Annotated in this window: 14 protein-coding genes; 10 read left to right on the top strand and 4 right to left on the bottom strand. The window is 40.3% G+C overall.

Features of this window, described 5'->3' with window-relative positions; all coding sequences use genetic code 11:
- Positions 1 to 579 precede the first annotated feature (579 nt).
- The 3 genes from recD to G8E00_RS01710 form a co-directional block, all read right to left on the bottom strand.
- The gene (gene recD / locus G8E00_RS01720) at positions 580 to 2343 is read right to left on the bottom strand and encodes an exodeoxyribonuclease V subunit alpha (RefSeq protein ID WP_196781998.1); all 1764 of its coding nucleotides are present in this window, start codon (positions 2341 to 2343) and stop codon (positions 580 to 582) included.
- A gap of 87 nt (positions 2344 to 2430) precedes the next feature.
- Positions 2431 to 6183 (bottom strand): UvrD-helicase domain-containing protein, encoded by a 3753-nt coding sequence (locus tag G8E00_RS01715; protein WP_166221568.1) that lies wholly within the window; start codon positions 6181 to 6183, stop codon positions 2431 to 2433.
- A 3-nt stretch (positions 6184 to 6186) separates the two neighbouring features.
- Positions 6187 to 9951, bottom strand: coding sequence for an exodeoxyribonuclease V subunit gamma (locus G8E00_RS01710; protein ID WP_166221566.1), 3765 nt, complete (start codon positions 9949 to 9951; stop codon positions 6187 to 6189).
- A gap of 189 nt (positions 9952 to 10140) precedes the next feature.
- On the opposite strand from G8E00_RS01710, the gene G8E00_RS01705 reads away from it, so the two are divergent.
- On the top strand, positions 10141 to 10647 hold the full coding sequence (locus G8E00_RS01705) for a hypothetical protein (protein WP_166008692.1): 507 nt from the start codon (positions 10141 to 10143) through the stop codon (positions 10645 to 10647).
- Between the two features lie 162 nt (positions 10648 to 10809).
- Here G8E00_RS01705 and pap read toward each other — a convergent pair whose 3' ends face one another.
- Positions 10810 to 12228 (bottom strand): polyphosphate:AMP phosphotransferase, encoded by a 1419-nt coding sequence (gene pap, locus G8E00_RS01700; protein WP_166008693.1) that lies wholly within the window; start codon positions 12226 to 12228, stop codon positions 10810 to 10812.
- A 208-nt stretch (positions 12229 to 12436) separates the two neighbouring features.
- Here pap and G8E00_RS01695 point away from each other — a divergent pair, with 208 nt between their 5' ends.
- The 9 genes from G8E00_RS01695 (at position 12437) to G8E00_RS01655 (ending at position 23316) form a co-directional block, all read left to right on the top strand.
- A complete protein-coding gene (locus tag G8E00_RS01695) occupies positions 12437 to 13144 on the top strand; it encodes an FFLEELY motif protein (protein ID WP_166008694.1) in 708 nt (235 codons plus the stop codon).
- Positions 13145 to 13361: 217 nt separating this feature from the next.
- Positions 13362 to 14306 carry a bifunctional demethylmenaquinone methyltransferase/2-methoxy-6-polyprenyl-1,4-benzoquinol methylase UbiE gene (ubiE, locus tag G8E00_RS01690; RefSeq protein ID WP_166008695.1) on the top strand — a complete coding sequence of 315 codons (945 nt, stop codon included), beginning with the start codon at positions 13362 to 13364 and terminating at the stop codon, positions 14304 to 14306.
- Positions 14307 to 14328: 22 nt separating this feature from the next.
- Positions 14329 to 14991 carry a ubiquinone biosynthesis accessory factor UbiJ gene (locus G8E00_RS01685; protein WP_166008696.1) on the top strand — a complete coding sequence of 221 codons (663 nt, stop codon included), beginning with the start codon at positions 14329 to 14331 and terminating at the stop codon, positions 14989 to 14991.
- Between the two features lie 12 nt (positions 14992 to 15003).
- Positions 15004 to 16623 carry an ABC1 kinase family protein gene (locus G8E00_RS01680; protein ID WP_166008697.1) on the top strand — a complete coding sequence of 540 codons (1620 nt, stop codon included), beginning with the start codon at positions 15004 to 15006 and terminating at the stop codon, positions 16621 to 16623.
- A gap of 187 nt (positions 16624 to 16810) precedes the next feature.
- Positions 16811 to 17890, top strand: a complete 1080-nt coding sequence (locus G8E00_RS01675) for a patatin-like phospholipase domain-containing protein (RefSeq protein WP_166221564.1) — start codon at positions 16811 to 16813, stop codon at positions 17888 to 17890.
- Positions 17891 to 18005: 115 nt separating this feature from the next.
- Positions 18006 to 19316 carry an FAD-dependent oxidoreductase gene (locus G8E00_RS01670; RefSeq protein ID WP_166221562.1) on the top strand — a complete coding sequence of 437 codons (1311 nt, stop codon included), beginning with the start codon at positions 18006 to 18008 and terminating at the stop codon, positions 19314 to 19316.
- An 89-nt stretch (positions 19317 to 19405) separates the two neighbouring features.
- The gene (gene hisIE / locus G8E00_RS01665; RefSeq protein WP_166221560.1) at positions 19406 to 20188 is read left to right on the top strand and encodes a bifunctional phosphoribosyl-AMP cyclohydrolase/phosphoribosyl-ATP diphosphatase HisIE; all 783 of its coding nucleotides are present in this window, start codon (positions 19406 to 19408) and stop codon (positions 20186 to 20188) included.
- 213 nt (positions 20189 to 20401) lie between these two features.
- Positions 20402 to 21895: an AAA family ATPase gene (locus tag G8E00_RS01660; RefSeq protein ID WP_166221558.1), complete on the top strand. Its 1494-nt coding sequence runs from the start codon at positions 20402 to 20404 to the stop codon at positions 21893 to 21895.
- Between the two features lie 47 nt (positions 21896 to 21942).
- Positions 21943 to 23316 (top strand): AAA family ATPase, encoded by a 1374-nt coding sequence (locus tag G8E00_RS01655; protein WP_166221556.1) that lies wholly within the window; start codon positions 21943 to 21945, stop codon positions 23314 to 23316.
- Positions 23317 to 23532 lie beyond the last annotated feature (216 nt).

Genomic DNA, 23532 nt, shown 5'->3' with positions numbered 1-23532 from the left:
AGTGTAAACCAATGGTAATACACGCTTACACACTAATTATGAAAAAAGTAAAGTTTTAAGAAATGAAAAAAAGCCCCTAAGTAACTTAGGGGCTTTTTTTTGCGCTGTAGATTCTTATGTTGTTATTGTTATTGTTTTATTTATACTTTTTTCTAAGTGATGAACTCACTCATTATTATTAATACGGTCCTTGTTCTTAAGGTTTCAATTCCCTATGACTGTATTTTGCCACAAATAAAGTGATAAACGAGTCGCATTTTTCGTATCTTTATGTAAGCATAATCTCACAGCATGTAATTTTATTTAAAAAAAATTAAATAAAACAAACATAAAAAAGCCCTGTAGTCTCTCCCAAAACTACAAGGCTTAGCGGCTGTAAGTTTCCTCTTTTATACTTACTTCTTGTAAGTTCGCAGTCTCTCGACTCTTATCATTCTTATTATGCGATATCGCTCAACATTCCGTGTTGAACCCTTTATGCGTTTCATCATCTCAAAAACTTCACTGAAGCTCTATGCGCTAATTTCTTGAATCCTTGTAAGCAATTGCTTACAACGCCTATATTGTTAAACAATCCTATCAATTTAAATTTATTGAATTAATTTTTTTCACCACTCCACTACAACGCGCAGATTTTACACAAAAAGCTTGTCTAAGCGCATTTGGTGCGACCAATAAGCTGACAACAGATTTTGCACGCGTAATTGCAGTATAAATTAGCTCTTGACTCAATAACTTAGAGGCAGAATCATCTAATACAACAGCTGTATGTTTAAATTCTGAGCCTTGTGATTTATGCACAGTCAATGCAAATGCAGTCTGAATTGACTTAGGCAAGCGTGTTGCTGGTATCCATTTGTTTAGACTTGGAAAATAGACCTCGAATTGACCCAATTGACAGCGATGCTTAAAACATAGGCCAATATCACCATTTGATAATCCCAGCTGATAGTCGTTATAACTCATCATGACGGGGCGACCGACAAACCAATCCCCCTGTGGAATAATATTCTTTAATGTTGAAAGTAAAGCCTTTTTCATCTGTTCATTTAACGCATCTAGGCCAAATTCACCATGCCGAATTGCCGTTAGAATTCGATACTCGTCAAATGATTGAACGACTTTTTCAATGAGATTTTCTGCATAGTCAGACTCAACATACTGTTTCAGTGCCTCAAAATAACCTTGGTATCCCCAACTCAATTTTTGGTAATACTGATCTAAATCGATCGAAGAAAATTGCTCTTTCAGATATTCCAGCTGTACCACATCTTCCATATCCTCAAACAAATCGACTGCTTGCAATTCGCTCGCCTGTACAATCTTTTGCTCAAATCTATTTAGAACATTAGATACCAACTGCTCAGCATCATTTTGAGATTGGATAAATTGAGCCATTTCACCAATTTTTGCGCCATCTCTAAAGCGACGACTGGTGATTAAATTGACATGGTTTTCTTGAAGTTGTGGAACTTGTTGTAAATCTGCCAAAACCGCTCCCACATCAACCGAAGCCAATTGATTGGCATCTCCCAATAATATTAATCGACTTTGATCTGGAACTGCTTCAAACAATAATGTCGCTAAATTCAAATCCAACATTGAAGCTTCATCAATGACAATCACATCGTAAGGCAATGGTTGTTTTAAATGAAAACGGGGCTGATATTGTGTTCCTAAGCCTAAAAGTCGATGAATGGTTAAAGTCTCTTGATTTTTTAAAGCATCAGAAACCAATCCCAGTTCATTAAGTTTTTCATCATTTAAGGAACCTTGCAGCGCCTCTTTCATACGCTGTGCCGCTTTTCCTGTTGGTGCTGCCATCGCAATTCGAATATCTGGAATTGCTTGACTCAAAACCGCAATAATTCGCGCTAAAGTGTAGGTTTTTCCTGTCCCAGGCCCGCCTGTAATGATATTGAAGGCATGATCAGCCACCATGGTCAACGCCGCTTTTTGATGTGTATCCGTCAACAGATGCTCAAAAGTTTGTACATCAACTGATTGAATTTTTTGTTGTGTTAAACGCCGAATTTGCTGAGCTAAGCGATACTCCAATTGCCAGTAGCGATATAGATATACATATTCATCGTCATAGACAAATGGGGAGACTTGCTGTGTCGCTAGCTTCTCATCTATCGCTAATTTTTCAAAAATGACGTCAAATTGCTCAGGTCTGCTTAAGCAACTATCCCCTTGCGCATTGGCCAATACAATTTGCTCGACCAATTTAATTGATTCTTCATTTAAATTTATATCCAAAGATGCGCTTTTAAGCAGATATTTCGCCCATGTGCTAATCCATTGAGGAATCTCACTTTCCAAATCCTGTACATTTTCCACACAGTTATCCTCAAAGTTATCCACCCAGTTTTCAACATTGTTATCCACAAGCTAAAACACTGTTTAAAATTAAAATCATTGAAAAAGTCATGCAATTTTGCTGTTTTTATCCTCAGAAAAATGACCTAAAATTGCATCAAGTCTTAAAATAAACTCAGTTTCAGGTTGCCAATAAAAATAACCTTGTCCTGCCTGCCCATTCATGCCTCTTAAATAGAGGTAACTTGCACCACCCAAATCACGTGAAATCTCATAGTCCTCAAGTTGAATTTTCAAGTAACGATGCAGCGCAACCAAATATAAAGCGGCTTGTAGCCAGTAACTGGCATGACTCATACTCTCTTGAATCGCCTCAGAATTATAATGTTGTTGCTGTGTTCCAAGGAAATTACTTTTATAATCAGCGATGTGATAACGTTGTCCATCAAAGAACACCAAATCAATTTCACCTTTCAAATAGCGTGCAGAATTGGCCTCTAAAAACTCAGGCATATGAATATCATATTCAGCAAATAACTGATGAATGCGTTGTATTGCTAAGACACGATCAGAAAGCGCTAAATAAAACGGAAACTCCGCCAAATGCTCATGCGGTTCAAGTTGATTTAAGCAAAATGAATTTAAAATTGGCGTCGACAAAACATCATTCAGCCACATTTTAACTTGTTCAATAATAAAATCTTCATGTTGCGCTTCTTGCGGAAATGCCGTTTGAACTTTAGCTAACACTTCATTCCAAAGTTGTGCATTGTCATTTTTAAAACGGCGACGAATTTCCAGTCCCCAGTTGTGCTGGTTTTTAAAATCGATATGTTCAAAAATCTTGTGCAAGAAGCTTCCTGCAAAAGTCCCCATTGGAAAATTGCTTTTGATCCATGCCAAGGGCTGATCTTGTTGCTGAGACTGTTCGATATCAATCTGTAAGGCTAAATGCATCGAATCAATGGATTGATGCTTTTCATCATCTGCAATGCCAATTTCAGGCTCCGCAACAGCCATTGCATCCTGAATTTGTTGCCGTGTTAAATGTTGCGCCAAATAACTAAAACTGGTTTTCCCACGAGGATAAAAGCGCTGACTTGGAAAATCCAAAGCGTGTAAAGGTTGGTGTTGCTGATTTTGCGATGATTGCAAAGCTTTTGGGCGTTCCAACAACAAAGGCTCATTGACACTAAATGGATGTTGAAAGGCATCTGCGCCCTGCCCACGCCAAAATGCTAAACCTGTAGTTGATGTTCCTTTGACATCACTCAGCATGGCATAGACCCGATGGCTTGCACGAGTCAGTGCCACATACCATAAACGGCGATGCTCCGCCAAAACGCGTTCTTCATGTTGTGCTAAAGCTTGTGGTTCTATATTTTGCTTATCATTAATTGCCACAACACGCTGTTCTTCTACCTTTCCTGTGACTGGATTTAACTGCTCAAGCTTGGAAAAATTCAGCGTCTTGTTTTGCTCATTTGCCGATTTATCTGCACCGAGTAAAAAGACAATTTTAAATTCAAGACCTTTAGATTGGTGAATCGTCATCAACTGAACACCAGCATCATTGGAAAGTTGACGCTCCATTTCCCATTCACGTTCCATGGGCTGAGTCAGTTGTTTTAAATACCAGTGATAGAGATTATGTGCACCCTGATAAACTTCGCTGTGTTGACTGAGGACTTCAGTGAGATGACGTAAATTCACCACTACCCGCTCATTATCACGGCTTTGTTTTTCTACCAAAGTTTTCCAGACTTTGAACTGCGCCAATACATATTGCCACGCAGTTAAAAAACCTTGGTTCAGCCACATCTCACGAATCTGATCAAACTGCTCAATGTAACTGCTTAAGCCATCCGCTTGAAGTTCCAATTGAATCAGCTTTTGCAGATTAAAACCTAGTAAACGTGACACCAATGCCCGTTTCACTTTTGCTTCGTCATAGGGATGTAAAATTGCGGTAAGTAATGCACCTACATCACGTGCAATCTGACTTTCAAAGACGCTTTTTTTCGAAGGTCGATTGACCTGAATCCCAAGAAACTCCAAAGCGCTTTGAACTTGATCTAAACCATTATGATTTTTCGAGAGTACCGCAATATCACGTTCTTGAATTGCTTGCGGAGCTTGTTGATCTTGTACAAAAAGCTTGCCCGCAATGCCCTGATTCAGCAAATCTCGAATTTTCCATGCGACTTGTTCGGCTTCTTTTTCTTTATCTTCCAGTTGCATCCAACGTAATGGTGCAGGATTGGCTTGATGATCCTCAATTAAGGCAGGATGTGGTCGGCTGCCTGCTTGTACAGGGGTATAAAACACCGCTTCGCCAAAATCGATCTGTCGCTGAAATAGTGCATCGACCACCTCAACCAAAGGCTGCACAGAACGGTGGTTATAAACGAGGTTATAGGCATGTCCGTCTTTACCAAACACATCCTGATGGGCTTTTAAGAAGGTCAGCATGTCGCCGCCACGGAAACCGTAAATTGCTTGCTTACGGTCACCGACCATAATCATACAGCCTTGTTTGACCCGATTCGAATGACGCCAAATTTGCGCCAGCATATCGTCTTGATCTTGGTTAGTGTCTTGGAATTCATCGACCAAAATCAGTGGATAACGTGCATGTACATAAGCTGCAAAACGTTGCCCCTGTGTGCCTTGTAAGGCACTGGCTAGCGTTCGAATTTGCTGAGCAAAAGTCGTCTCACCTTTTTGTTGTAAGACTTGCGGTAAACGAATTTTGACTTGATGTGCCAAATAGTATTTTAGATAACTATCTGTCCCTTGCAGTTGCACTTCAAAAATTTCTATTTCTAAATAAATTTGCAATAACTGTTGAATCACTGGATGCTGATAGAAATCTGACTGAATACTTTCAGCAGCCGATTTTTTAAAGATTTGTTCTTCTCGCAAAACTTTTATTAAGGTTGCAAAATCATCTTTTTCTGCATTTAAACTGGAACTTAAGTAGAGATTCGCATCTTGCCCTTTTATGGTTTCAATCAGCTTCGGTAAACTTTTGGCAAAGATTCGATTGAAGCGACCACTTCGAAATTTTGTTCCATTGATGTGCTTATAATGTTCCCCATCCAACAAATAATAAGCCTCTAAACGATGTAATTGTTCAGCTGATATTTGTACCAATGCACCAATTGCACGTTGAAAATTTTCTGCATCTACAGAAGAAAATTTTGGCTCGGCGAAGATGGCTGATGCAAAATTTAGACTTTGTTCAACAGTCGACACATAATAATCTGCATCATGCAACTCACCTGCGAACATCAAACTATCGACTATTTGTTGTGGTTGCTGTTGAATCCATTCACGTAAAATATCGTGGATTAATTGTCGGCTATATTTCTTTGCATCATCGGTAATTTGGGCATATTCGATTTTGCCACTTTCAAAGGCAAACTCACGCAGGAGCTTTTGACTAAAACTATCTAAAGTGCCGACAAACAGCTCATCCAGTTGATCAATCACCAGTTTTAAACGTTCACAAGCATAGCCAATCTGGGTTGAAAACGTCTTGAGTAACACAGCAAATAAAGGGTCTGATTCCTGTTCTGCTTTGGCAAGTATTTGCTGTTCAGTCAATTCACGACAGGCTTCAAAATACCGCTGTGTATCTTGTAGTCGACTTCGAACCCGACTCTTTAATTCCGCTGCTGCCTTGCGAGTGAATGTGGTGGCAATGACCTGATTGGGTAAATGTTTTTCCAGTAAAATGCGCACCATTAAACTGGACAGTGTATAGGTTTTCCCCGTACCTGCAGAAGCTTCAATCCAATGCAGTCCGCTAAACTGCATATCCACAATGGGTTGCGTAGAGATTTTTGCTGTGTTCATCTCTTATTCCTCAACCACTGTTTGGTATTGATAAAACGGTTGATACAGCGCATAGGCAAATTGATCGCATGCATGTTTAAGTAGTGCGGTAGTATCTTGTTCTTGCAAAATAAATTGCCAATCTCGATGCTGCTTACTCCATTCCATATCATTTAATGAAAAGGGTAAAAATGAATCGCTTTTTTCCCATTCTTTTTGCAGCTCTTTAAAATTCGCCAGTGTGTTTCGTCCAAACTCATCACTTTCCCATTCAAGTTCTTTACCTTTTTCTGCCAATAGACCGAGCAAGGCCGCGGGCAACACCAAAGGCTGCGTTTGGGCATAGGCATAGGTCTGTAACCAGGACTGAACATAAGCCTGGGCTTGAGTCGCCGTTACCCCAGTATTGATAAGCGTGGCATCACTAAAGATGGCAATGCGTTGCAACTGTGCGGTTTTTTCATCGCTAATATCAGGATGACAAGATTTGAGATAACACAGCCAAAGCAAATATTCCAGCCAGACTTTGACTCGGCGTTTAGCACGCGCACTGGACGCATCTAAACTCACCCATTGCTCAGTCAATTGCTGGGGCACAATCAGGTTCATGACCAAATCTGGACGTATACGCCACTGACGCTGCGTGGTTTGAGTCACAGTATCAGCATAACGTTGTAAACGCTGTCTTAAACTATGCTGTTCTGCCAGACTGATCTGCAAACTACTCTGCTGAACCTTTCCAACAGGCATCTGATCTTGTAATAGATTAAAATCCAGATCTTCAAGCTGTTCCTGTTGTTGTAAAAATTCACGAATCTGATAACGACCTAAACCATCTAAAATCAGTGGTTCTTCATCCGCAGGGAGATCTTCAGGTTTTAAATTTTCCACCCCCAATGTTTTTAAATATAAACGTGCTGGGAAAGTCACATCCTGAATCCATTGACCTGCATCAAGCACTTGCACATCATGTTCTTGATTTGGCAGTTCTTGATTGACCCAAGGTTCACGTTGTCCTGTGGCATGGCGAATTTGACTTGCAACTTCAAACCACTGGTCTTGATAACGCACGAGATTGGAGAATGACGGTTCATCTGACACAGATGATGCTGATGACTCCGATTGCGCCGATGCGACAAAGCCCATTGGATCAAACGGTTGTAATGGATGTACATGATATAACTGCTGAATCTGTTCAGGCACTTCAATACCGTTGAATGACACCATACGATGCACAGATAATTCATCCTGAGGTATTTTCGGTGCACAGATAAATGCTAAATGGCTAATGAGTTCCTGTAATACACTGGATGGATCACGCACCTCTCCATCACTGACATCAAAACCATTATAAAACAGCCATAAATTCTCACGTGCCAGTAACAAGGCATCGAGAAAAGCACCTTGATCATCTTCCAGGCGAGAACGATCCCCCAATTGCGGTCTAAGCAAACTCATTAAATCGAAGGGCAATTGCGTATTGCGATTTGGAAATTTTCCGCTGTCCAGATTAAGCACCACGACCAATGCATACGGCACAGGACGAATATGCCCAATCTGACTAAAGGTGATTTGCCCTGTCGGTAGCGCTTGCTCAATCTGATTGTCGAGTGTGTCCTGAATTTCCTGAATCAGATAAGGCAAAGGCAGTTGCATATCCTGTAATTCATGGTGCTCTGGCGTATCTTTGGCATAGTTATAAGACAAGGTCAGCATGGTGTATTGTTTCGACACGATCTGATACACCGTCTGTAAAGCATCAACGCCTGCGGACTGAAACTCTTCAATTTCCTTTTTTAGGATTTCTAACCACTGTTCAACCCGCTTTTTAGGTGCTGATGGGATTTGATCAGCTTGTGTGAAATCCAAATTTTGCTGTTCATGCTCAAGCATCCAGTCACGGCGTTTGGCAAAATCTTCATAGATCTCAATTAAGCGTGCAATCAATTCGAAATCACTCGGCAATACACGTGCATAGCTTAAAGTATCTGCAAAAATAGCATGTTCAGGAATGGCGATGCCTAAAGCCAAACGATCTAATGCAAATTTAAAACTAAAGCGATAATCGGTATCATCCTGACTTAAACTCTGTTGTAAATGGGCTTCGTCTAGGCCACGTTTAAAACCAGCTTGAATCAACAGTTCAATCATGCGTTCTGTCATGTTCAAGTCCAGACCATAACGCATTTGGGTAGCACTTAAATTTAGCCAGTCAGCAAAATCTTCAATACTAAAACGTCCGTTGACCCATTGAATACGACCTAAAACCGCACGCCATGCATTGTTGACATCAATTTGAGTCACCCCTGCAATTTTCACAGGTAAAAACATACCATCCTGATGGCTACTTTGTGGAAAAACACTACGGATTAAAGGCTCAATTTGTTTTAAATCTGGCGCAATCACCAAAATATCACTTGGCCGTCTAGGCTGTTCAGCTGTGCCTTGTGACAACCAATGAATGAGTTGCTCTTTTAAAACTTCGAGCTGTCTTAAAGCTGAATGACAGACATGAATTTGAATCGAATCATCTTGTTCATTTAAGACATAGCCGCCTTGTTCTGGCTCGACCAGATATAAAATATCGGACTGTAATTTACCTAATAGGTGTGCTGGAAATTCATCGACAAAGGCATCGACCCATTGTCCTTCTTCACCTGAAGATAAATGCGACAAAATGGAAAAATGGTCACGCGCTTGCTTACCAAAACGCGTCAATAAAGGATGACGAGATTCACGGACTTCAGCATTAAAATTTAACGTGAATGCTTGGAAAAATTGCTCAATTTGTTCATCAGTCGCTTGCGGATGTTTAGCAATGAAGCGCTCTTTAACGCTTAAGTCATAACGTTTTTTCCAATTGGGATCGACACTATCTGCCCAATATTCTTGCGATGGGTTGTAATGCAAAATCAGCACATCAATGTACTGCCCCAGACGACGTAAAAATTGTAATTGTGATGGCGGTAAATCCAGTACCGTAAAAATAATGGCTTGACTTGGCAGTTTTTTTAACGCCTGTTCTCGCTGCTCAGGATCATCTAAAACTTGCCAAAACTCAATATCAATGCCTTGCATTTCGACAAAATCATCATGAAAGGTGTGTTGCCACAACCAACGTTGCCAGCTTTCTAGTTCTTGTGCTTGGGCAAATTTAAAGGAGACATCTTGATCTGGATTTTTTTGAAATAAATTCTCCAAATCCAAACTCTGATTCTGTCCCCAAACATTTAACCAGTTAGTCGGGCAATGGCATTGATCGCCACAGCCTTTTTGGCAATAACCACGATAAATCATGTAATTACTAAATAGTTTAGAGACTTGTTCAGACACCCAATACAGCATACTTTGTTTTTTTAATTGTTTTTCGACGCCATGTTCAAGTTGTGCTGCGCTGTCGTAAATCCGATGAATAATCCCGTACAGTGGATGATCCTGATCGAGTGGATTTTCTGGCATTTCAATAAAGGATTTCAAAGACTGATAAATGCGCCACTTCATCATCAAGCGTGGAATATTGGCACGGCGCACATGGTCTTTATCATCTAAAACTTGTTGATAGCAGTACCACTGGAAACCACGAATACGCTGATGAAACTGACTATTGGCGCTAATGCCTTGCTGTTCTGCTAGCGTTTGCGTAAGCCATGTTTCAATGGCAGGACTTGGGACCACAAAATGCTCTGTTTTCAATACCGCAAATGGATGTTTGGATGGCTTTTGCGTACGCAGAAGTACGCCTTGCACCAACACGTCAATTTGCTGACTTTGAATAACATGAATCCCCATACACCCTCTTACATATTTCAATCAATGATTCATGTTCATATATGCACAAAATCATAAACATAAATTACTATACATCTTAAACCGAGTATGTCACTTTTATTATATAGACATAAACAAAACTTTCTAAAAATCAGGTGCTATCCTGCTTTTAATATTGAAAAATCAGATAGATGCTTCAGGTGATATGATATGAAAATTGATAAAATTCCAGATTCAATTGACCCCAATTTAAATTTAGAACAAGTCCGTGAAGACTGTTTGGAGCTGGTAAAAAAACGCTCATACGTATCTGCAGGTGCAGCCGTGATTCCTGTACCGTTCCTAGATGTCGTTATTGATGTTGGTATTCTGTCAGTTCTGATTCCAGAAATTAACGCCAAATTTGGTTTAGCACCTGAACAAGTGAGTGTATTTGACCCAGCTACTAAAAAAGTGCATTGGAGCGAATTGCGTAAACGTGGCTTTGAATTTTCAGGTCTAGTGGTGGCACGTACTGCGGCTAAAGCATCTCTCAACAACATTGCAGCAAAAGTCCTCACCAAACAAGTCACTAAATTTATTCCGCTAGGCGGTTCGATTGTGGCTGCAAGCTTGGGCTATATCGTGATGAAAAAAGTCGCTGAAGCCCACGTGGAAGAAAGCTACAAATTGGCAAAAAGCATTCAACAAAAACAAAGTGCTAAGGTCGTCAGTTAACTAACTCGAAATACAATCAGAAAAAGCGACTATTGATAGTCGCTTTTTTTATCAGGATCACGACAATGGAATAGTTGTCATCAATTCATGTCTAATTTGTGTTGTTTTAGTCTATAACGCAACGCATGGCTAAAATGTCAACACACCCTATGAAGAATATTTTCAATCTGCTTTCAATTGCTTAAGCAAGGCTTTTAAAATTTGAATACGAGCACTGTATTTATCGTTGGTTGCAATCACATGCCATGGGGCATAATCAGTACTGGTACGCTGAAGCATATCTGCGGCTGCGTTTAAATAATCATCCCATCGTCCACGATTTCGCCAATCCTCTTCGGTGATTTTAAAACGCTTGTGTGGTGTTTCTTCACGTGCTTTAAAGCGTTGTTCCTGTTCATCTTTACTAATTGCAAGCCAAAACTTCACCACAACAGTCTGAGTGTCGGATAAATCTTTTTCAAAACGATTAATTTCATCATAAGCACGTTTCCACTCCACATCGGAGGCAAAACCTTCCACACGCTCCACCAAAACACGCCCATACCACGAGCGGTCAAAAATTGAGATGGTTTCTTCATCCAGTAATTTTGTCCAAAAACGCCATAAATACGGTCGTGCCAATTCATATTTTTCAGGCGCTGAAATGTTGTAGATGCCATATTCACGTGGATCAAGTTTTTTCACAATTCGCTTAATTGCACCACCTTTGCCCGCTGCATCCATGCCTTCAAACACAATAATGGTTTGACGACCCTCTACACGCAAGGCATTGGCGACCTTCTTGGTGAGTTTTTTGAGTTCCGCTTTGTATTCGTCTTTCTCTAAAGCTGTTTCATCAGGTCGTAATAACGCATCAGGAATGATTGCTTGCTGCCATTTACTTCGAACTTTGACAGGATGATTTGGCAAATGTTTTAGGTGTTTTAAAATATGTTGCGCAAACATTTGATCACGATTGGCTTCATCTTCACAGTCAACCACCAACCAGTCATTGGTAAAACGCTGGCGTAAGCGTTGCACATTGTCATATTGTTTTTTATTACGCCAATCCAAACCGTGCAATTTATGCCAACGTTGCTCAGATTCATCCATTTTATCCAAACGTTTTTGTAATGACTTCCATGACAAATCAAACCAAACTTTGACGACATCGACATGGTTATTTTTGAGATCCTGCTCAAAGGCTTGCATCTGTTCCAAATAAGCATCAAACATCGTGTCATCAAAAGGTTTTGAGACATGCAGTGCAGTATTGAGTAGATCACTATACCAATTGCCAAACAGCACAATCATTTGCCCTTCTGCAGGTATAAATTTGGCATAGGGTTGCCAAAACGGCGTCGTTGGCTCAATTAAATTTGGAGGATCAGCCTTCACTTTTAAATAGCGTGGATCAACCCATTCACGTAGCTGTTTCACTGCTTCGCCTTTGCCCGCAAGTTCTATACCACTCACCAAAATCACCACACTTTTGGCATTTTTTTTGCCGCGCGTATCTTTTAGACCATATTGTGCTTCAATGAGTTGCAAGCTCAAATCTTCTGGCGTATCGAGCTTTATTTCTGTTTTATTTTCACTCATGGATTTTTCCAAATGCTTTTATTTTGTTCAGTATACCGAACTGTCAGCATTTGACTTCGTCTTGCTGTAGTTTTTCTGTCAATTCGTATTTTCTTCATGCGCTTATTGTGATAATGACTTAATTTTAGGCATTCTGTTGCACATTTGTCATAGCACTTTTAAGCCAGTGCAATTATGCTTTTGCGCAGAAATATCAATGAGCTCCATCATGTCCAAACTTACTGCACTCGATCAACTTTTAGAACAATATAAACAATTAGATTACCATCGTGATGCTGTGCTAAAACAACGTTTAAATGATGCACAAGCTTGGCTTAAAACACGCATTCAAGCCACCCATCAAGATTTATTTAATGAACCTAAAAATCAACTGATGGCAAAATATTTTATTAACCGTTTATATGGTGGCCCTGAGTTTGATGATTTGGCCATTCAAATCGAACGACTACTCAACTACGCGCACAAAGCAGAAAAAATTATTCCTGAAAATGCCATTCGAACAGGTTTAAAATCGGTAGGACTGGCTGTCTATGCGATGGAGCTAGATGAACAGGTGGCGAAACAACTCCTTAAAGACTATCCAGCCACTCAACCGATTGATGATGAAATGATGCGTGTAACCTTGGTCAAATTAAATCAAGAACAGGAGCGAAAAAAACAGCTCGATTTGCTTGATGAACTTGGTGTGAGCTTAGATAAATACATGCGATCTTTCATTATGCATACGGCCTTTAAAATGTGTAAAGGCACTGCTAAAAAATATCATTTTGAATTGATGTATGATTTCATTGGTGAAGGTTTTACCGCCATGAAACCAATGAAATCTGCAGCAACGTTTATTCAAAGTTTTACGCAAATTGAACTTATCATTGTGGATAATGTGCATTCAGGAAAACCAAATCCTTTTAGAGTATGATAAGGTCGTTCAATATTTTAGGTATTTCGATTGTGCATACGATAAGATTTTAGCATTTAGTCCAATGTAGATCAGAAATATCCAGCAGAAATGGTTTTTTGTTTTTTCTGTTTATTTTTCATATCAATTGCATGATCGACACTGAAAAAAATGACAGAATCTGTCATCATGCAATACCAGCAAGATTTACTATTTTTAGTGTTCAGGAGTGACTCGAATGTCTAACGAAAATCAACAGCCTACCGCTGAAACTCAGTCGGCAAAAGAAACAGACAAAGTGAGTCCATTCTTAACTGAACCTTTACCGCAAGGTACACCACAAGGTCAGCAACAATCTTTAGAACAAAAACTGACAGATACACCAGTGACAGGTTCTGTACCGAAGTACAACCTTCCTCGTGGTGCAAATACAGGTAATGTCGGACCAACAACACATTTTGGCTATCAAACTGTAAATAGTGAAGAAAAAGCACAAAAAGTTGCTGAAGTGTTCCATTCAGTCGCAGCTAAATACGACATTATGAATGACCTTATGTCATTTGGTATTCACCGTTTATGGAAACGTTTTGCCATTAATATGTCAGGTGTACGTCGTGGTCAACGCGTTCTTGATATTGCGGGTGGTACAGGTGACTTAGCAAAAGTATTCAGCCGTGAAGTCGGTCCTACAGGTCACGTTGTTTTATCTGACATTAATGAATCGATGCTCAATGTGGGTCGTGATCGTTTGATCGATGCAGGTTGTACCAATGTCGACTTTGTGCTTGCCAATGCTGAAACTTTAGAACCATTTGAAGACAACAGTTTTGATTTGTTGACCATTTCTTTTGGTCTACGTAACGTGACTGATAAAGATGCTGCATTAGCTGCAATGTACCGTGTACTTAAGCCAGGTGGTCGTTTACTTATTCTAGAATTCTCTAAACCTGTGTTTGAACCATTCTCAAAATTGTATGACCTGTATTCATTCACAGCACTTCCAATCATGGGTAAAATTATTGCCAATGATTCAGAGAGTTATAAATATTTGGCTGAATCGATTCGTATGCACCCAGACCAACGTACCTTAAAAGGCATGATGGAAAATGCAGGCTTCCAAAACTGTGATTATCATAACCTCACTGCGGGTATTGTGGCCGTTCACCGTGGTTTTAAACTTTAAAATCAGAGCATAAGGTTTCAGTATGTGGTCGATTCTTGCACTCGGTGCAGTTGAACGCTTAATTCATCAATATATCAATTTAGATGCGATTACTCGCATCCAATTCAATGAATTGCAAGGCAAAATGCTACGAGTCGTCATTGATGCTCCGCAACTTTCAGTTGATGTATTCTTTGATCATGAAAAGATTCGCCTTGAACCGACAGTGACTGGTCATAGTACGACCCCCTCTATTTTTGAACAACGCCCATTTGATCAAGTGCAAACCGTTACAGAGGCGAATGCAACCTTGCATGTCGCCAATGTGGTTGAACTGATCAAACTTTTGGTGGCAGATGATGTGGGCAATATTCCGCTACAAGGCGATTATCACCTTTTGCAGAATATTCAACGTATTATCCAGCAGGCTGAGCCTGATTTGGCCTCACAATTAAGTCCTTGGATTGGACCGAATTTGGCCAGTCAAATTGCTAAAATTCAACTGGCTCCAAAACAGCTTTTCAAATCCCTCGATAGTCATTTATTCTTTGCAGAGGATTTTCTCAAAGAAGACAGTGGCTTATTTGCATCACGTTGGCAAATGGATGACTTAAATCAAGACACACGCCAGCTCAATCAAAACATTGACCGTCTTGAAGCGAAAATCCAACAACTTCAACAACAGTTTAACTCGACAAAGAACTAGGTAATTGCACATATGATTCCGCACATTAGACGTTTAATCGACCTCTGGCGCATCGCCGCGCACTATAGACTCGACACGTTAGTTCCTGCGGAAGATATTCCTGCAAAAGTCCGCCCGATTCTGAAACTCATCCACATGCATCCTGCTGCATGGTCAAGTCGTGAACGCAAAAACCCACTTAAGCTCAAAGAAGCTTTAGAAGACATGGGACCTTTGGCGATTAAACTGGGTCAGTTGTTATCGACACGCCGTGACTTGATTCCACCTGAACTATTAAAGCAATTGGTGTTGTTACAAGATCAGGTCAAACCCTTTGGTTCTGATGTCGCAAAGATGCGAATTCAAGAATCTCTCAAGGCTGATGTAAATACCTTATTTGCTCGCTTCGACGAACAACCGCTTGCAGCCGCTTCAATTGCACAGGTACATACTGCTGCCCTGCATGATGGTCGTGAAGTTGTTGTTAAAGTCACTCGTCCAAATATTCGTGCACAAATTCTTCAAGATTTTGAAATTTTAGAATGGCTCGGTAATGCCCTTGAAAAACGCTTAGAAGCTGCTCGTGCATTACATTTGTCTGAAATTATTCAAGACTATCGTCAAATTATTTTAAATGAATTGGATTTGACTTTAGAGGCCGATAATACGCGCCGTATGCGTCATTACTTTACAGGCTCAAGCATGATGTACGTGCCTGAAGTCTATATGGACAGTAAAGATGTCATGGTGGCAGAGCGCATTACGGGTGTGCCAATTTCTGATACAGCGACTTTCGACAAACTCGGTATGAACCGTGCAGATTTGGCAGAAAAAGGCTTGACCATTTTCTTTACCCAAGTGTTCCGTGACAATTTCTTCCATGCCGACATGCATCCAGGCAATGTCTTCGTCGAGACCATTAATCCAAATCAGCCTCGTTATATTGCACTCGACTGTGCGATTATGGGTGAGTTGTCTAAGCATGACCAGATGACGGTTGCTCGAATGTTGCTAGCGGTGATGAACAGCGACTTTATGCAACTGATTCAAATCGTGCATCAAGCGGGTTGGATTCCACCAGGTACAGACCAAGATGCGCTTGCTCGTGAGATGCGTCGCACCGTCGGCCCAATGGTCTCTAAACCGATGCATGAGTTGGACTTTGCAGGCATTTTAATTCAAGTCATGGATATTGCTCGTCGTTTCCACTTAGAAATCCCACCGCAACTGATGTTACTGCTAAAAACATTGGTACATGTGGAAGGTTTAGGCACAGATTTATATCCAGAATTGGATATTTGGAAACTGGCGAAACCAATTTTGACCGATTGGATTAAAGCGCAAATGAACCCGCAAAAAAATCTGAAAGAATTGGGTCAGAAAATTCCAGATTTATTGCTCGGTGCGCAAGACTTGCCAACATTGATGATTGACAGCTTAAATGGTTTAAAAAATCAGTCAGCTTGGCATGCCAAACAGCTCAATGAATTACAAAGTATGCGTTTGCAGATGGAGCATCAGCAAAAACGTAGTTGGATTTTTGGCAGCTTAATGGCAATCTTGTTGTCTATTGCAATTATTGCACCGTGGTATGTGTCGATTATTCTGATTGTGCTTTCAAGCGTGATTGCCATTTGGCGTGTTGCGAAATAATGTAAAAGTATGATGTTAAAAAAGCCTGTTTGATAAAAGCAGGTTTTTTTATTCCCATCGTATTGGATTTAAATGACACCAAAATTACATTGTGACTCTACAGTCAATACTTGATCTAAATCGTCATTGCTGAAAAAAACCAATGCTTTTAAAGTGTTTTTGACTTGAATATCAATAATCAACGCTTATGCACATCCTTGAAAAGAAATCCCCTGCACTGACCATTCGTGTCGGACGTGATGCTCGCCAACTGATTTTAAATGAAGGTTTACAAGCACATCATGTCGATATTATTCCAGGTGCAGCTGGTGGACCTAAAGGCATTGGTATTCATGGTTTAGATCAGGCAATTTTCGGTCATTTTCTTCCGCAAGCAAAGCAACGTAGAACCTTAATTGGTTCATCGATTGGCAGTTGGCGTTTTGCCAGTATTGCAGCGCATGGTGCTGAAAAAGGCACTCATCTTCTGGCAGATCTCTATACCCATTTAGAATTTCATAAAAAAATGAAGCGAAATGAGGTCGGTGAAGTCTGTCGTGCCATGTTACATGAGCTGATTCAAAACAAAGAACAACAGATTATTGAGCATCCTGATTATCACTTGGCTGTTTTAGCGGTGAAGTCTGAACATATATTTAACAGCGATCACACCCTTCCTTTATTAGCTTCAGTACTTGGTATTGTGACCAGCAATGCCATCTCTCGCTCAAAGATGAAACTGTTTATGCAACGTGTGATTGCACAGTCTGAAGCTGAACAGCCATTCCAAATTTCTGATGACGGTTTTAAGACCCATTACTGCGCATTAAATCCGAATAACCTTGAAGACTGGTTAATGGCTTCTGCATCGATTCCTGTTGCTGTTCCAGCGGTACGTAATATTGCCGATGCACCCAAAGACGCTTATCGGGATGGTGGTTTGATTGACTATCACATTGACCTGCCTTTTCAGAGCCAAGGTCTTGTGCTGTATCCGCATTTTACCGACAGCATTACCCCAGGTTGGTTCGATAAAATGTTTAAATCTCGCAAATCGAATCCTGAAAACCAAGCACGTACGGTTTTGATTTCACCATCTGAAGCGTATTTAAAAACTTTACCCTTAGGGCGCTTGCCTGACCGTAAAGACTTTACTTTAAAAGGTTTGGATCAACAAAAACGTATTCAGCTTTGGAAGCAAAGTATTCAAGAAAGTCAGCGTTTGGGTGATGAGTTTTTAGAACTGGTAGAAAAGCAGAATTTTGCTGATGTGATGTTGGATTTGTAAAAACAGAATCTATCTCTAATGAACTCTATTCGTCTTTTGAATATAAATATCTTAGATCACTTTTTTTTGATAAATTAGTGATCAAGATAATAATCATTTCTGCACTTTTATAATAATGAAAACACCCCACTTCGCCATTGTCGGTGCGGGCACTGCAGGAATAGCTGCAGCCATCCTACTCGCCAGACAAAATATTCGAGTCACTTTATTTGAAAAAGTGTCTACCCTTGAACCCGTGGGTGCAGGACTGCTTTTACAACCTGCTGGCTTGGCCGTTTTTGAACATTTAGGCATTTTAGATCATGCCATAACCTTAGGGGCAAAAGTCAGAGGCTTAGAAGGTCGACTGCCAAATCAGCAATTATTGGTCAATAGCCATTACCAACAGGCACATCCCGACTTTTATGGTTTAGGCATTCACCGTGCCACTTTATGTCATGTCCTCGAACACAAAGCCCGTGAATATCCTGAATTGATTACGTGGCAAATGAATACCGAAATTGAACGTTATGATGAACAGCATCATGAAGTTCGCCTTTATGGAAACATTGCAGGTCAAAGTTTTGATCAGGCTTTTGATGCGATTTTAATTGCCAATGGTGCACGCAGTCAGCTTCGACCACAGTCTTGGGTCAAGTTCGATCAAGCTTACCCTTGGGGCGCAAAATGGACCATCGTACCTGAATGTTGCGATCTTGATACCGAAATTTTGCACCAATTCCATGAAGGCTCAAAGTTGATGTTGGGCGTTTTACCCACAGGTGCTGTTCCGAATGAACCCCACAAAAGATTATCCAGTGTGTTCTGGAGCATGCCTACCCCTCACCTTGATCAGTTCCTCAGACGCAACGAAGATCATCCTGCTTGGATTGATCATATAGCACAGAAATGGCCCGACCTTGCACACTGGCTTAAACAACATGTCGTCCATCCACACCATCAGGGCGAATGGCTGTCTGCACATTATCGAGATGTGGTGATGTCCAAATTGGGTTCTGGACGAGTGGGCGTTTTGGGAGATGCAGCGCATGCCATGAGTCCACAACTCGGACAAGGTGCAAATATGGCACTCCTTGATGCTTGGGCATTGTCCAAATCTGTTGAATCCGCTCGAAACAATGAAAACATTGATTGGCCAAAGCTTTGGCAGACTTACCATCAACACCGTCAAAGTTCGACCAATTTCTATCAGTTTTTAAGTCGTTTGCTGACGCCTTTATATCAATCAGAACGTTGGTGGACAGGTCCTCTACGAGACTTCTCCTTTGGCTGGATGTATCGCATTCCCTATTTCCGTAAAGAAATGGCGCTGACGGTATCGGGTTTAAAATCGGGGATGTTCACGCATATGCAATATCAAGATATTGCGTCGAATCAAAACATAGCAACCAAAGTTTCTGTCAGCGAATCTGTGAAAATCGAGTGAAAATTTTCCTCTATGCATGGAAATCGCTTAAACTAAAGCGCTGCATTTTTTTGTGGCGCTTTTTTTAATCCTCTATTTGGTGAAATCCTATGTACAATTTGCAATGGCTCGATGAAGTAAAATTTAACGAACAAGGTCTTATTCCTGCTATTGCACAACATCATCAAACAGGTCGGATTTTGATGGTGGCTTGGATGAACCGCGAAGCTTTGGCTTTAACTGCTGAAAAAAATCAGGCGGTTTATTTCTCACGCTCCCGCAACAAACTTTGGCACAAAGGAGAAGAATCAGGACATTTTCAAACTGTCTATGAAATCCGTTTAGACTGTGATGCAGACGTGATCGTACTGCAAATTGAACAGCACGGTGGCATTGCCTGCCATACGGGTCGTGAATCTTGCTTCTATCGCAAACTCACCCCAAATGGCTGGGAAATTGTCGATGCTCAGCTGAAAGATCCAAATCAAATCTACGGTGAGAAATCAGGTAATGCACACACTCAAGCGATGAATGCCTCAACTGCACAAGCTGAACAAGTCGATGTGTTGAGCTATTTGGGTCAAATGATGGCAGAGCGTAAGTCGGCTGATCCTGATTCATCTTACGTGGCGAAGCTTTACCATAAAGGTTTAAATAAAATCTTGGAAAAAATTGGTGAAGAAAGTTTTGAAACGGTGATTGCTGCGAAAGATTTCAAAACTGAAGCCAATGAAGACAATAAAAACGATTTGATCTATGAAGTTGCTGATGTGTGGTTCCACACCATCGTGATGTTGGGTTATTTCGACCTCGATATTCAATTGGTATTAAACGAATTGGCACGTCGCCAAGGTCTTTCGGGTTTAGTGGAAAAAGCAAATCGTCAGCACTAATCTTGTCATAAAAAAGAATGACACAATAAAGCCACGTTTTACGTGGCTTTTTAAAATTCTTCACAATCAACGCGACTTGCAATTTACGCACGATATCCATTTGCATAAAAAGACAAATGACGTCGTTTCGTCTGAATTTATCAGCATCTAGAGACTAAATTCTTGCTATACTAGCTGATCAATTTTGACTCAACTTAAAGACTTTAAACGACTGTGCCAGAACTTATTCAAGCGACATTAGAACAACAATTTGCCATCGAGCAGGCTCGTAAAGGTGAATCTTTTAAAGTTATCGCTTATGCAGGTACAGGAAAAACCACCACACTGAAACTTGTCAGTGATGCGATGCAAAACCGTCGTGGTATGTATTTGGCTTTCAATAAAGCGATTGCGTCTGAAGCACAAAATAAATTCCATCAAAATGTCGACTGTCGTACCTTTCACTCACTTGCTTTTCGCAGTGTGCCCCGCGGTGTAACAGACAAACTACGTTTACCTCGTTTAAGTCCTAGTTTTATTGCTAAAGAATATCGTTTAGAACCCATTACACTGCGTCGTTTAATGGGTGGTCGTTATGAAAAATATGCGCTCATGCCGAGTCGATTGGCAAGTTTAGTCGCCAATGCGGTGAGCTATTTCTGCTCAACCAGTTCGCAGTACCCTGCTCCACGACATATCCAGGCGCCAAGCTGGTTACATGCAGACGATATCGAACACTTACAAAAGCACTTATACCCTGCGGTTGAACGTCGTTGGCTAGAGTCAATTGATCCAAATCATCAGGCAGGTATCGGTCATGATATTTATCTGAAACTTTGGGCGTTGTCCGATCCTTTTATTCCTGCCGATTATGTGCTGTTTGACGAAGCGCAAGATGCTGATCCACTGATGCTTGGAATTTTACTGAAACAGCGCAGTACCCAAGTGATTTATGTGGGCGATGCACATCAACAAATTTATGCTTGGCGTGGAGCAGTCAATGCCATGCAACAAATGCCTTTACCAGAATCACGCTTAACGACCTCGTTTCGTTTTGGCGATGCCATTGCTGATGTCGCCAATCGTATTTTAGGTGCATTGGATGAAACCGTGCCTTTGATTGGCAATGCGGAAATGAATTCCAAAGTGGTTAATAAACCACATACCAAACAGCGAGATGCGATTTTATGTCGTACCAATGCCCGTGCGATGGAGCTTTTACTCTCTGGCTTGGTTCAAGGCGATAAAGTCAGCTTACAAGCTGACCATGCCAAGTTAAACCGTTTTGTCGATGCAGCCAGTCTACTGAAACAAGGTAAACGTGTGGTCGATGTGCCTGAACTCGCTTGGTTTAACTCTTGGCATGATGTCCATGAATATTGCGAAACCAATGACGGTAGTGACATTAAACCTTTGGTGAAATTGGTTGATGATCATGGTACAGCCCCATTGAAAAAAGCTTTGGCAAAAATCACCCCAATTGAACAGGCAGACTATGTCATTTCAACGGCGCATAAAGCCAAAGGTTTAGAATGGAATCGTGTGCATCTGGAAGATGACTATCAGTTTAAGATCAATGGTCTTGAACATAAAATTACAGATGAAGAATTAAGATTATTATACGTCGCTTGTACTCGTGCTAAACTAAGTTTAAATATTCACCATATCTACGATTTAGTTCAGCAATTGAAACTGAAAAGCACCGTAAAAAGTCCAATGAGTGCATAATCCAACTGCTGATCACTAAAAATACAAACAGAATCTGCAGGTGTATCATGAAAATTCATTCTCTACGTTTACGTCATTGCTACCACTTTGCAGATTTAAAAATTGATTTTAAATATCACGATAAACCCATTACCGTGATTTTAGGTGACCAAGCCTCTGGTAAGACAGCTATTATTAAAAATATTTATCAATCTTTGACTTGGTTTTCTTCTCGCTTAAAAGACATGCGTACCGCAGGTGTGGTGATGCTTGACTCAGACATTATGCGTGACAAAGTGCAATCAAAAATTGAAATTCAAGTCGAGTTTAATGCTGAAATTGGTCAACTCAAAGAAAGTACATCGACACAAGAAACAGATCTTTCACTGGCATCTTGGCAACTGTATAAAACCTTAAATACCAGTGGTATTGGACATAGTAAAGTCGATGCTGATCAACTGGAACAATTGGTTCATCTGTACTTAAAAGCGATACAACAAGATCCATTACAAGGCTTGCCCATGATTGCGTACTTTCCTAGCGATCGTTTCGTCAGTGAAATTAATTTACTGAGTAAAAACAACCCAAGCGTTTTCTTAAATCATTCAGCTTACGAATTGGTCGCCATCCCCTACACAACTTTTGCTCGTTTTTTTGAATGGTTCCGTGAAATATCTGACATTGAAAATGCTCAAACGGCGCAGCTATTTCAGCAAATTTTAAAAGATCATAACCTCAAAAATGAAGCTGAAGATGGCGAAAAAAATGATTTACAACAGACGTTTTCAAATCATCAACCTCAACTGCATTCACCGTGTATATTGGCGCTGAAAAAATCTTTAAACATTATTTTCCCTGAAATTACAGATTTGTATTTGGATTATTTACCGAAATTACAGTTGATGGTGACCTATAAGGACCAAGCTGTTCCTTTTCAACAGCTATCAAGTTCAATGCGTAATTGGATAGCTTTAGTGGGCGATGTCGTACGCAGACTCTGTTTATTAAATCCAAATAGCCTCTATCCAAGCTTAGAGGGTGAAGGCGTTTTACTGATAGACAATATCGATACGCAGTTGGATCAAACCATGCGTCAAAACATCTTAGAACGTTTGCATCAGGCCTTTCCTCAATTACAAATCATTGTCACGGGTCAAAGTGAAGATCTACTCGAATTTGCTGATACATATCAGTATTTAAAATTAGATCATAAAATGATTCATGACGTCTCTTTAGCTGAACATCGCACAAATTTAAATGATATTTATCAAGATTTGTTGCATGAAATAAGCCCAAGTATAGATGCACTTATTGAACCTCAAGCTGTGCCCGATGCAGTCCAATCAACTTATGAACAATTTCAGTATCTTAGCCCAGAACAACAACATGAATTTATTCAACTCATAGTGGGTGATGACAATATCTCAACCAAGATGATTTAACTGCCCCACTGGCTATACAAGACCAAAAAAATGATATGAAATTTAATTGAATTTTCTTATGTATTAGCATCAATTAAAATGATTAAAAATGTGAGTTTTATCACCAAAAAAGTTGATGTTATTTTGTTCATGTAATAAGATGTTTATCGGTTAAATTGACATTCTAGCCATGCGTTGCGTTATCGGCTAAAACAAACTCAAATCAGTCATGAAACG

Origin of the sequence: Acinetobacter shaoyimingii (assembly GCF_011578045.1) — a bacterium.
Taxonomy (GTDB): Bacteria; Pseudomonadota; Gammaproteobacteria; order Pseudomonadales; family Moraxellaceae; genus Acinetobacter; species Acinetobacter shaoyimingii.
Note: the sequence above shows the minus strand (reverse complement) of the source record. Positions and strands in the feature narration are given on the sequence as shown.